The organism is Pseudomonas sivasensis, from assembly GCF_021391435.1.
Taxonomy (GTDB): Bacteria; Pseudomonadota; Gammaproteobacteria; order Pseudomonadales; family Pseudomonadaceae; genus Aquipseudomonas; species Aquipseudomonas sivasensis.
This window is the reverse complement of record NZ_CP090029.1, coordinates 5,045,931-5,058,245: the sequence shown is the minus strand read 5'-3', so window position 1 is coordinate 5,058,245 and position 12,315 is coordinate 5,045,931. Positions and strand designations below refer to the sequence as shown.

9 protein-coding genes and 1 pseudogene are annotated in these 12,315 nt (G+C 59.2%); 5 read left to right on the top strand and 5 right to left on the bottom strand.

The window, feature by feature from the left end; translation table 11 throughout:
• Positions 1-54: 54 nt before the first annotated feature.
• Positions 55-225 carry a hypothetical protein gene (locus LRO94_RS22905; protein ID WP_163033193.1) on the top strand — a complete coding sequence of 57 codons (171 nt, stop codon included), beginning with the start codon at positions 55-57 and terminating at the stop codon, positions 223-225.
• 6 nt (positions 226-231) lie between these two features.
• On the opposite strand, the gene LRO94_RS28140 is transcribed toward LRO94_RS22905, so the two are convergent.
• Both LRO94_RS28140 and LRO94_RS28135 read right to left on the bottom strand, forming a co-directional pair.
• Positions 232-996 (bottom strand): methyl-accepting chemotaxis protein, encoded by a 765-nt coding sequence (locus tag LRO94_RS28140; RefSeq protein ID WP_371260758.1) that lies wholly within the window; start codon positions 994-996, stop codon positions 232-234.
• Between the two features lie 93 nt (positions 997-1,089).
• Positions 1,090-2,121, bottom strand: a pseudogene (locus tag LRO94_RS28135) (HAMP domain-containing protein); the annotation flags it as partial.
• A 190-nt stretch (positions 2,122-2,311) separates the two neighbouring features.
• On the opposite strand from LRO94_RS28135, the gene LRO94_RS22895 reads away from it, so the two are divergent.
• Complete coding sequence (locus tag LRO94_RS22895) at positions 2,312-3,790, top strand: helicase HerA-like domain-containing protein (RefSeq protein ID WP_032891084.1); 1,479 nt, start codon at positions 2,312-2,314, stop codon at positions 3,788-3,790.
• 4 nt (positions 3,791-3,794) lie between these two features.
• On the opposite strand, the gene LRO94_RS22890 is transcribed toward LRO94_RS22895, so the two are convergent.
• Complete coding sequence (locus LRO94_RS22890) at positions 3,795-4,250, bottom strand: DUF721 domain-containing protein (protein ID WP_032890886.1); 456 nt, start codon at positions 4,248-4,250, stop codon at positions 3,795-3,797.
• A 294-nt stretch (positions 4,251-4,544) separates the two neighbouring features.
• Between LRO94_RS22890 and secA the strand changes: the two genes are divergently transcribed.
• The 3 genes from secA (at position 4,545) to LRO94_RS22875 (ending at position 9,585) form a co-directional block, all read left to right on the top strand.
• On the top strand, positions 4,545-7,280 hold the full coding sequence (gene secA / locus LRO94_RS22885) for a preprotein translocase subunit SecA (RefSeq protein WP_032890888.1): 2,736 nt from the start codon (positions 4,545-4,547) through the stop codon (positions 7,278-7,280).
• Positions 7,281-7,404: 124 nt separating this feature from the next.
• Positions 7,405-8,622, top strand: coding sequence for a bifunctional glutamate N-acetyltransferase/amino-acid acetyltransferase ArgJ (gene argJ, locus LRO94_RS22880; protein WP_179179929.1), 1,218 nt, complete (start codon positions 7,405-7,407; stop codon positions 8,620-8,622).
• 18 nt (positions 8,623-8,640) lie between these two features.
• Entirely contained in the window at positions 8,641-9,585 is a 945-nt protein-coding gene (locus tag LRO94_RS22875) for a Nudix family hydrolase (protein WP_179179930.1), read from the top strand.
• Between the two features lie 78 nt (positions 9,586-9,663).
• Here LRO94_RS22875 and LRO94_RS22870 read toward each other — a convergent pair whose 3' ends face one another.
• Entirely contained in the window at positions 9,664-10,242 is a 579-nt protein-coding gene (locus LRO94_RS22870; RefSeq protein ID WP_179179931.1) for a cob(I)yrinic acid a,c-diamide adenosyltransferase, read from the bottom strand.
• Between the two features lie 2 nt (positions 10,243-10,244).
• Positions 10,245-12,281, bottom strand: coding sequence for a sensor histidine kinase (locus LRO94_RS22865; RefSeq protein ID WP_032890895.1), 2,037 nt, complete (start codon positions 12,279-12,281; stop codon positions 10,245-10,247).
• Positions 12,282-12,315 lie beyond the last annotated feature (34 nt).

Here is a 12,315-nt window from a genome sequence, read left to right as displayed (position 1 = left end):
GGGCGTTAAATCGTTGCAGGCCCTTTTTCTTTGTCTGTCGTTGAGGATTGATCGATGAGTGACCCACTGGAAAAAGCCACCTCCAAAGCACCGTCGACACTAGGTGAGGGGTGCTTGAGCCGTTACGACCCGGAGGATCTGGACAGTGAGGACGGCACCGAATTTCCCGGTGCCGCCGAGTTATGGGAACGCGAGCAGGCCAAGTCAGATCCCGCCGCAAAATAAAGCGAATCAGATCCGGAAGCTGCCCACCAATTGTTTCAACCGCGCCGCCTGCTGTTCCAGATCGGAGCACGCGCGCAGGGTCGATTGCAGGTTTTCCACGCCTTCCTGATTGAGGGTGTTGATTTCAGTGATGTCCATGTTGATCGACTCTACGACCGAGGTCTGCTCCTCAGTAGCAGTCGCCACTGACTGGTTCATGCCGTCGATTTCCCCAATACGTTGGGTGACGCTGTTAAGACGCTCACCGGCCAGGTTAGCGATTTCCACGCTGTCATGACTGTGTCGCTGGCTTTCGCTCATGGTGCTGACCGACTCCCGGGCGCCGACTTGAAGTTCCTCAATCATCTTTTGTACTTGTTGCGCCGATTCCTGGGTGCGGTGTGCCAGGTTGCGCACTTCGTCGGCGACGACTGCAAACCCGCGTCCTGCTTCACCGGCACGTGCCGCTTCAATCGCAGCGTTCAGCGCCAGCAGGTTGGTTTGCTGGGAAATGCTGGTGATCACTTCGAGAATCTGGCCGATGTTCACGGTCTTGCTGTTAAGCGCTTCTATATTGCTGCTGGAGGCGCTGATCATCGCGGACAACTCAGTCATCGCCTTGATATTGCGCTCAACCACCTGTTGACCGTCTTCGGCCAAATGCCGCGCATCGCTGGCCTGGTTGGAGGCTTGCGCGGCATTACGCGCGATTTCCTGAGCTGCGGCGCCCAGTTCATTGATGGCAGCAGCCACGCTGTTGGTGCGGTTGGCCTGTTCGTCGGAGTTGACCATCGACGAGTTGGATGCGCTGACAACCCGTAGTGCTACTTCATTCACCTGCTCGGTGGCCGAGGACACTTCGCGGATGGACGTGTGAATACGCTCCACGAAGCTGTTGAAGGCATTACCCAGGATGCCGAACTCATCGTGGTTCTGGATGGTCAGGCGACGCGTAAGGTCACCTTCGCCGTCGGCGATGTCCTGCATGGCGCGGGTCATCACATGCAGCGGTTGCAGCAGGACGCGAATCAGCATGCCCAGCAGGGCAATGATGATCACTACGGCAATGATCGTGGCGATCACCGCTGAGGTGCGAAATTCGCTGAGCATGGCGAAGGATTTATCTTTATCCACCGAAATACCCAGGTACCAGTTCACCGACGGCAGGCCTTTGATCGGTGTGAAGGTCACGATGTTGTCCTTGCCATTGGCTTGAACTTCACTGAAGTCGCCGCTGATCTTCGGCGTGCTTTTTGGATACATGTCGGCCAGGGTTTTCATCACCAGGCTTTTGTCCGGGTGTACCAGCACTTTGCCGTCGGCGCTGACCAGGAACGCGTAGCCCATGCCACCGAAGTTCAGCGCGCCAATGTTATCCACCAGGGTTTGCAGGCTCAGGTCGCCGCCCACCACGCCAATGCTCTGGCCGCCTTTGGCGCTGGGGGTGGCGATGGAAATGATCAATTGACCTGTAGCGGCGTCGATATACGGCTCGGTCAGCGTCGAGCCGTTGCTGCTCTGGGCGCCCTTGTACCAGGGGCGAACACGTGGGTCGAAGCCATCCGGCATCTTGGTGTCGGGGCGGATGGTGAAGGCCCCTTTGCTGTCACCAACGTAGGTTGCCATGAAGGACGACGTCAGGGTTTTCTGTTCCAGCAGGCTGGCAACGGTCGAAGGCTCAGGGTTGATAGCGATGTTTTGTGCAGCGTTTTCCACCAGCGCAATACGCCCGGTGAGCCAGGTTTGAATGTTGCTTGCGGTGACATCGCCCATTTCGTGCAGGTAGCTGTTGAGGTCTTCACGAATGGCGTTACGTTGCAGGTAGTCGTTGTAGAGGGTGAATAGAGCGAAGGCCGCGATGACGATAAGGGAGGCTGCAAGCAGGATCTTGTGGCTGAAACGCAGATTTTTATTCATAGCTTGAAGGGTCCGCTAAGGTCTTAATATCCAAAGCGCGTCCTTGTGGAACACGCGGAAGGGTAGCGTAAAAAAAGTTTGATATTTCCGTTGGTCCATGTAGGAGATATCTGAGCGATTTTTAGACTTTATGGGTCTCACATCTCTCTTATCGACCTGGCGGCACTAAAGATTAACCATGGGTGACGAAATGCCTGACTCCACACAACTTCTTATCGGTGCCGGTCTTGATGGCCAGCCAATTGCCCAGGCCATGCGCCTTGCCAACCGCCACGGGTTGATCGCAGGCGCCACGGGCACAGGCAAGACCGTCACGTTGCAGCGCCTGGCCGAAGCCTTCAGTGATGCGGGCGTCGCGGTATTTGCGGCTGATATCAAAGGCGACCTCTGTGGCCTGGGTGCCGCCGCCAACCCTCAGGGCAAGGTGGCCGAGCGTATTGCCGGGATGCCTTTCCTTAATTACACGGCCAAGGCTTACCCCGTCACGCTGTGGGATATCCATGGGCAGTCCGGTCATCCGTTGCGCACCACCATCAGTGAGATGGGGCCGTTGTTGCTTGGCAGTTTGTTGGAGCTGACTGACAGCCAGCAGTCGGCCCTTTACGCCGCATTCAAGGTGGCGGATCGCGAAGGCCTATTGCTGCTGGATCTCAAGGATCTCAAGGCACTTCTCAATCACCTTCGCTACCACCCGGAACTGCTTGGCGAAGACGCGGCGCTGATGACCACAGGCTCCAGTCAGGCGCTGTTGCGGCGCTTGGCTGTCTTGGAACAGCAGGGTGCCGAGGCGTTGTTTGGTGAGCCGGCCTTGCAGCTTGAAGACATCTTGCAGCCCACAGGCGATGGGCGGGGACGTATTCACTTGTTGGACGCTAGCCGCCTGGTGCATGAAGCGCCGAAGGTGTATGCGACCTTCCTGTTGTGGCTGTTGGCAGAATTGTTCGAACAACTTCCGGAGCGCGGTGATGCGGACAAACCGCTGCTGGCGCTGTTCTTCGACGAAGCGCATCTCTTGTTTGCCGACACTCCCAAGGCTTTGCAAGATCGCTTGGAGCAAGTGGTGCGGCTGATTCGTTCCAAGGGGGTGGGGGTGTATTTCGTCACTCAATCGCCGGGCGACTTGCCGGATACCGTGCTGGCGCAACTCGGTTTACGGGTGCAGCACGGCCTGCGGGCGTTCACCACGAAAGAGCAGAAATCCTTGCGGGCGGTAGCGGACGGCTTCCGCCCCAACCCGACATTCGATGCGTTATCGGTTTTGACTGAGCTGGGCACCGGTGAGGCATTGGTGGGTACGCTGCAGGAAAAAGGCACGCCGGAGGTCGTTCAGCGCGTATTGGTCGCGCCGCCGCAATCGCGCATCGGGCCGCTCAGTGCGGCAGAGCGTGCCGCATTGGTGGCCACTTCACCGTTGCAGGGTCGCTATGACAAGCCGATTGATCGGGAGTCCGCCTATGAAGTGTTGATGGCGCGCAAGGAGCTTGGGCCTAACGAAGAGCCTCGGCAGGGCGCCGAGGAGCCCAGCTTCACAGACAAAGCTGGGGCGTTCCTTGGAACAACCGCAGGCAAGGCGCTGAAGTCAGCGATGCAGCAGGCGGCCAACCAGATGGGGCGTCAATTGGTGCGTGGTTTGTTGGGGTCTTTGCTGGGCGGCAGTAAGCGCAAGTAGTGCCTCAGGCCTTGGGCTTGCCATGGGCGGCCAAGCGCTCAAGCGCGGCGCGCAAGCCTGGATCGTTGATGCCGTCGGCCGTGGCCTGAATCGTCTCGGCCGCATGCTCCGACAGGTCCAGAGTGTGTCCGACTGCGCCTTGCTGCACGGTCGGTGGCTGTACCTTGAACTGGATACGCGTCAAGCTGGCGAACTCATCGAATGCCATCAATTGACGCTGCAGGCGTTTTTGCTGATAGCGCAAACGGGTCGCCCAATGACCGTCGGTGACAATCAATAGCAAATTACCTTCACGCCACGACGCCACGTGGCAATGCTCGCGGGCGGCGGGTTGTAGTTGGCTTTCGAGCAGGCGTTGCAAATGGCCCAAGCGTTGTGCATGGCCAAAGATGGCTTTCAGCGGCTTGGCTTCGCGAAGCAACACGCTGGGCGCGCGGGCTGTAAGAGGGCGAAATGCCATGATTGGACACCTTAAGTAACAGAGCGGCCATCTTAGCAGAATGCGTCTGCGCGGCCCCTGACAATGCATTGCCGGGCGGTTTCCCAGGAAATCAATCGGCTCCATGGGTTGAAGTTCGCGCAAAAGCCCTTATTTTAAACAAGCCCTCTCACAGCACCATGCCAGCATCGGGGAACAACGCCACTTTCCTCACCCACGATTCCGGGTAGAATGCGCGTTCGCATGCGGCCGTGAGGGCTGCTCGGGCCACTCACGGTGCGCCCTCCATCCCTATGTGTGGAAGAACCTGCCGATATGTTTGCGCCTTTGTTAAAGAAACTTTTTGGAAGCAAGAATGAGCGCGAAGTCAAACGCATGCTCAAGACGGTGCAGCTGGTCAATGCCTTCGAAGAGCAGATGGTTGCCCTGTCGGACGAGCAATTGCGCGCCAAGACCCAAGAGTTCAAGGCCCGCATAGCCAAAGGTGAAACCCTCGACAAGCTGCTTCCCGAAGCCTTTGCGGTTGCCCGTGAAGCCGGTAAGCGTGTCATGGGCATGCGCCACTTCGACGTCCAGTTGATCGGCGGCATGACCTTGCATGAAGGCATGATTGCCGAAATGCGTACCGGTGAAGGCAAGACCCTGGTAGCTACTCTGGGTGTTTACCTCAACGCACTGTCCGGCAAGGGCGTGCACGTTGTGACGGTGAACGACTACCTGGCTCGCCGGGACGCCAACTGGATGCGCCCGCTGTATGAATATCTCGGCCTGACCGTCGGCGTAGTAACGCCGTTCCAGCCGCCGGAAGAGAAGCGCGCTGCTTACGCGTGCGACATTACCTACGGCACCAACAACGAATTCGGTTTCGACTACCTGCGCGACAACATGGCGTTCAGCATGGATGAAAAATTCCAGCGTGAACTCAACTTTGCCGTGATCGACGAAGTCGACTCCATTCTCATCGACGAAGCCCGTACCCCACTGATCATCTCCGGCCAGGCCGAAGACAGCTCGCGCCTGTACACCGAGATCAACAAGTTGATCCCGCGTCTGGAGCAGCACATCGAAGAAGTGGAAGGCGTTGTGACCAAAGAAGGTCACTTCTCCATCGACGAGAAGACCCGCCAGGTCGAACTCAACGAAGCCGGTCACCAGTTCGTCGAAGACATGCTGACCCAGATCGGCCTGCTGGCTGAAGGCGAGAGCCTGTACTCGGCGCACAACCTGGGCCTGTTGACCCACGTGTATGCGGGCCTGCGCGCCCACAAGCTGTTCCATCGCAACGTCGAATACATTGTGCAAGATGGCCAAGTGGTATTGGTTGACGAACACACCGGCCGTACCATGCCGGGTCGTCGTCTGTCCGAAGGCCTGCACCAGGCCATCGAAGCCAAGGAAATGCTCAACATTCAGGCCGAAAGCCAGACGTTGGCCTCCACCACCTTCCAGAACTACTTCCGTCTGTATAACAAACTGTCCGGCATGACCGGTACTGCGGACACCGAAGCGTTCGAATTCCACCAGATCTACAACCTGGCCGTGATGGTGATCCCACCGAACAAGCCGCTGGCGCGTAAAGATTTCAATGACCTGGTGTTCCTGACCGCCGAAGAGAAGTACGCGGCGATCATCAACGACATCAAGGACGGCATGGCCCAGGGCCGCCCGATTCTGGTGGGTACCGCCACCATCGAGACTTCCGAGCACGTGTCTAACCTGCTCAACAAGGAAGGTATCGAGCACAAGGTTCTTAACGCCAAGTTCCACGAAAAAGAAGCTGAGATCATTGCCCAGGCCGGTCGCCCAGGCGCACTGACTATCGCCACCAACATGGCCGGTCGTGGTACTGACATCCTGTTGGGCGGTAACTGGGAAGTGGAAGTCGCCTCCCTGGACAACCCTACCCCTGAGCAGATCGCCCAGATCAAGGCTGACTGGCAGAAGCGCCACCAGGCCGTGCTCGAATCCGGTGGTTTGCAGGTGATCGCGTCCGAGCGTCACGAATCGCGCCGTATCGACAACCAACTGCGTGGTCGTGCCGGCCGTCAGGGTGACGCCGGTTCCAGCCGCTTCTACCTGTCTCTGGAAGACAGCCTGATGCGCATCTTCGCCTCGGATCGGGTGAAGAACTTCATGAAAGCCTTGGGTATGCAGTCCGGTGAAGCGATCGAGCACCGTATGGTGACCAACGCCATCGAGAAGGCCCAGCGCAAGGTTGAAGGCCGTAACTTCGATATTCGTAAGCAACTGCTTGAGTTCGACGACGTCAACAACGAACAGCGTAAAGTGATTTATCACATGCGTAACACGTTGCTGGCCGCTGACAACATTGGCGAGACCATCGCCGATTTCCGTCAGGACGTGCTCAACGCGACCGTCAGTGCACACATCCCGCCACAGTCCCTGCCAGAGCAGTGGGATGTTGCTGGCCTGGAAGCCGCGTTGAAGAGCGACTTCGGTGTCGACTTGCCGGTCCAGCAATGGCTCGACGAAGACGATCACCTGTACGAGGAGACGCTGCGCGAGAAGCTGATGGCCGAGCTGCTGGCCGCGTACAACGAGAAAGAAGAGCAGGCGAGTGCCGAAGCACTGCGCACCTTCGAGAAACAAATCGTACTGCGCGTGCTGGACGACCTGTGGAAAGACCACCTGTCGACCATGGACCACCTGCGTCACGGCATCCACCTGCGTGGTTACGCCCAGAAGAACCCGAAGCAAGAGTACAAGCGCGAGTCTTTCACGCTGTTCTCCGAGTTGCTGGATTCGATCAAGCGCGATTCGATTCGCGTGCTGTCCCATGTTCAGGTGCGCCGCGAAGACCCGATCGAGGAAGAAGCTCGCCTGCGTCAGGAAGCCGAGGCACTGGCTGCGCGCATGCAGTTCCAGCACGACGAAGCGCCTGGTCTGGAAGCGCCTGAGGTGTTGGGCGAAGAGGTCGATGTGGCCTTGGCTCAGGCGCCGGTTCGCAATGACCAGAAGCTGGGCCGCAACGAACTGTGCTACTGCGGTTCGGGCAAGAAATTCAAACACTGCCACGGCCAGATCGAATAAGATTTTCGCCTGACGCTGCAATACCTAGCGCCGCGACCGGCCTCTGCCGTCGCGGCGTTTTGCCATTAATTTCACCGTCGATCACGACGGCACAGACATCATCTATTTTTTAAGGAGCGCGTTCATGGCTGTTGGTCTTGGTCCTTTGCCCACATTGCACCCGGTTGCCGGTTTTGAGCTCGGTATCGCGTCGGCCGGCATCAAGCGCCCGGGGCGCAAGGATGTGGTGGTGATGCGCTGTGCCGAAGGTTCGACCGTCGCCGGTGTTTTCACCCTCAACGCCTTCTGTGCCGCTCCGGTGATCCTGGCCAAGCAGCGCGTTGCCGGCTCCATCCGTTACCTGCTGACTAACACTGGCAATGCCAACGCAGGCACCGGTGAGCCTGGTCTGGTCGCTGCTGCGCGTACCTGCGCCAAGCTGGCCCAGTTGACTGGCGTGGATGCCAGCCAAGTGTTGCCTTACTCCACCGGTGTCATCGGCGAGCCGCTGCCGGTTGAGAAAATCGAAGGCGCCTTGCAGGCCGCGTTGGACGACCTGTCTGTGGATAACTGGGCGGCCGCCGCCACTGGCATCATGACCACGGACACCCTGCCGAAAGGCGCGAGCCGTCAGTTCGTGCACGATGGCGTGACCGTCACCGTGACCGGTATCAGTAAAGGCGCGGGCATGATCCGCCCGAACATGGCAACCATGCTCGGCTACATTGCTACCGACGCCAAAGTTTCCCGCGACGTGCTGCACAGCCTGATCCTCGACGGCGCCAACAAGTCGTTTAACCGCATTACCATCGATGGCGATACCTCGACCAACGATTGCTGCATGCTGATCGCTACCGGCAAAGCTGATCTGCCGGAAATTTCCGAGGCCAGCGGCCCACTGTTCGCGGCATTGAAGCAGGCTGTGTTCGAAGTGTGCATGGACGTGGCTCAGGCCATCGTGCGTGACGGCGAAGGTGCCACCAAGTTCGTGACGGTTGAAGTCAACGGCGGCGGCAATCACCAGGAATGCCTGGATGTCGGCTACACCGTGGCCCACTCGCCGCTGATCAAGACGGCACTGTTCGCCTCCGACCCCAACTGGGGCCGCATCCTCGCCGCCGTTGGCCGTGCTGGTGTGCCGGATCTGGACGTGAGCAAGATCGACGTATTCCTCGGTGACGTGTGCATCGCCAGCCGTGGCGCTCGTGCCGAGAGCTATACCGAAGCACAGGGCTCGGCGGTGATGCAGCAGGAAGAAATCACCATCCGCATCGAGTTGGGCCGCGGCGATTGCAGCGAAACCATCTGGACCACCGACCTGTCCCACGAGTACGTGAAGATCAACGCGGAATACCGTACCTGATAGAAGAGGATAACCGCGGTGAAACGAGTGCATGTAGCAGCAGCGGTGATCCGCGGTGTCGACGGCAGGATCCTGCTGGCGCGCCGCGCGGATACCCAGCATCAGGGCGGTCTCTGGGAGTTTCCCGGTGGCAAGGTGGAGGCCGGTGAGTCGGTCGCCTCGGCCCTGTCCCGTGAATTACAGGAAGAACTGGGTATCCAGGTCGCCACGGCTCGGCCGTTGATCAAGGTGCAGCATGACTATCCGGACAAGCAGGTCTTGCTGGATGTCTGGGAAGTCTCGGCTTTTACCGGCGAGCCCCACGGTGTCGAAGGGCAACCCCTGGAATGGGTGGCGCCTCGGGATTTGCTCAACTACGAGTTCCCGGCCGCTAACGCTCCAATCGTTGCCGCCGCGCGCTTGCCTGCCGATTACCTGATCACCCCCGGCGAACTCGAAACCCCGACGCTGTTACGCGGGATTCAGAAGGCTGTCGCGGGCGGCATCAAGCTGGTCCAACTGCGTGCGCCGAACGGTTACGACCCCAAATACCGCGACCTCGCGGTAGATGCGGTGGGTCTGTGCGCTGGCAAGGCGCAGTTGATGCTTAAAGGACCGTTTGAATGGCTGGGGGATTTTCCTGCCGCCGGCTGGCACATGACCTCGGCGCAACTGCGCAAATACGCGAGCAAGGGCCGGCCGCTGCCGAAAGACCGTTGGTTGGCTGCTTCCTGCCACAACGCTGAAGAACTGGCGCTGGCAGAAATGATGGACGTGGATTTTGTCACGCTGTCGCCGGTGCAGCCGACCCAGACCCACCCTGATGCCATGCCTTTGGGTTGGGAGCAGGCGGCAGAGTTGATCCGTGGGTTCAGCAAACCGGTGTTTCTGTTGGGTGGGGTTGGACCTGCTGATCGGGAACAGGCTTGGGAAGCTGGGGCTCAGGGTGTAGCGGGTATCAGGGCGTTCTGGCCACAAGTTTGAAACTGCTCTGGCGGGCCTCATCGGGTGCGACGATTCGACTTGCCCCCCGATCAGGCCCTGTCAGTCAGCGAATCATGATCAGTGTGGCTTAGCCGCCGCCTGCCACAAAATCTCCGCAATCCCCTGGCGCCTGGCAATCACCCGCGCCGCCACAAACAGCAAATCCGACAGCCGATTGATATACGCCAACCCCACTCCCTCTAACGGCTCCACCGCGTTGAGGTGCTGACAGCGCCGCTCCGCACTGCGCGCCAGGCTGCGACACACATGGGCCTGGGCGATCAACGCCGAGCCACCGGGCAGGATGAAGTTTTCCAGCGGCCCGACCTCTTCATTCCAGCGATCAATCGCGGCCTCCAGCCGATCCACTTCCGCTGCGTTCAGCGCCTTGTACACCGGCATCGCCAGCTCACCGCCGAGGTCGAATAATCGATGTTGGCATGGGGTCAGTACCTCGATCACATCTTTGAGTTCCGGATGCTTGCCACTCTGCTCTTCCAGGCCCGCCAGTAATAATCCCAGTTGGCTGTTCAGCGAATCGACTTCGCCGATGGCCTCAACTCGCGGGTGGTCCTTGGTTACACGGCGACCGTCGCCGAGGCCGGTTTCGCCTGTGTCTCCAGTACGGGTGTAAATCTTCGACAGGCGAAAGCCCATGGTCAGTGCTCCAGTTGGGTCAGTTCATTGGGCGGCAGTTGGCTGCCCGCCAAGGGTAAGCGCAGGGTAAAACAGGTGCCTTGACCGAGGGTGGAATGCACCTCCATCTGCCCTTTGTGGTTGTTGGTGACGATGAAGTAAGAAACCGAAAGCCCAAGCCCAGTGCCCTGGCCGATCTCTTTGGTGGTGAAGAACGGCTCGAAAGTGCGTTTACGTACGTTCTCACTCATGCCGATACCGTTGTCTTCCACCTGAATCTCTGCCCACGGCGGGTTAAGACGTGTGCGCAGGATGATGCGCCCCGGTTCGCGATCGTCTTCACGCAGATGAATGGCCTGGGCTGCGTTTTTTAGCAGGTTGAGCAGTACTTGTTCCAGCTCGTTGGCAGTGCCGGGCACCGGGCCCAATTGGGGGTCGAACTGACGAATGATCGCCTGGCCCTTGAAGTCGAAACCGATGGCCAGATCGAAGTCGTTACCGGCAATTTCCACGGCCTGGTCGATCAGCGCCGGCAGGTCGCAAGGCGCCATCTGCCGGTTGCTGCGGCGGCTGAAGCTGAGCATGTGAGTGACGATCTTGGCCGCTCGCGCACCGGCTTGCTGGATGCCATCCAGCAATTGTGGCACCTCACGGCCTTCCAGGTAGCGGTTGATCTTTTCCAGTTCGATACCTGCCTGCTCGGCGAATTCCAGGTTTTTGGGTAGGTCGGACGACAGCCGGCGCCGGATGTTCTGCACGTTATGCAGGATCGCCCCCAGCGGATTGTTGATCTCGTGAGCCATACCGGCGGCAAGCCCACCGACCGAGAGCATTTTTTCCGACTGCACCATCATTTCTTCCAGGGACAGGCGCTGAGTGATGTCGTCGATACGGATCACCACGCCCCGCCCGGCTCCGCCCATCAGAGGGTAGAAGGTCAGGGCGTAATGCTTGGGTTCATCATCCTTGATCCAGGTGACACGCTCGATGCGTTCTACCGTGTGCTGCTCCACCGTAGCCTTGATCTGCGGCAGGTACGGCTTGAGCGGTTGAAAAGCGAGGTAGATCGGCTGATTCAGCGCTTCATCCAGACGCGTACCGGAAAGCGCGCTGGCCTCCTGGTTCCACTGGGTGACGTAGAGTTGTTCGTCCAGGGCGATCAGCGCCGAGGGCATCGAGTCGATGATGCTGTTCAGGTAGTTTTGAAAACCGGTGAGTTTTTTCTCGATCTTGCTGCGAACCTGGACTTCCAGCTCCAACTTTCGGTTGGTATGGCGTGTTTCTTCGGCCAAGCCTTGGGCTTGGTCATAAGCGGCCTGGGAGTCGTCCCTTGCGCGCTTGAGCTGCTGTTCGCGAGCTTCGATACGCGAGAGCATAGTGTTGAAAGCTTCGGCCAGGCTGCCGATTTCATCGCGGTTACCACGGCCGGCGCGCAGGGCGTAGTTCTCTTCGCGGGTTACTTGGCGCGACAGTTCTTCCAATTCGTGGATCGGCCGGGTAATCAGGCGCTTGATCTGCCGGGCGATGATCAGCCATAGCAGCACACTGAAAATCAGGATACCCAGGCTGGCCGTCAGCGTGCCGGTGTAGAAGGCCACCGGCAGTTCGCTGCTGGCCACCAGCAGCAAATGCCCGGAAGGCTGGCCTGCCCGGGGCAGGGTGATGATCTGGTTACTGCGAAACTCGGTAACACGCCACGCCTCGATATGCCGATAGTTGTCCGGCAAGTGCAGGCGATCACCGTGTTGCATCTGCGCCAGCCGGTTGCCTTCGCCGTCATACAGGGCGGCGGCGCGTAATGGCGAATAGCTGGTCAGCTCACTGAGCAGGGCATCGGCTTGGGCGGGGGATTCGAGTGCTTCGGCGGCGAGGCCCGGGTTGGATACCAGGCGACCGATGGCCTGCAACGCCTGAGGTGCCATGCTTTCCTGGGAAATCCAGTACGCAGCGCTGATAAAGGTCAGGTTGGCCACCAGCAATACGGTGGTCAACAACACCAACAGGGCGGCCAGCAGTTTCTGCCCAACCGGTAGATTTTCGAGGCGCTGGCGCAGCGGCATCAGGGTTATCCCAGGTGATAGACAGGCGGGCAGG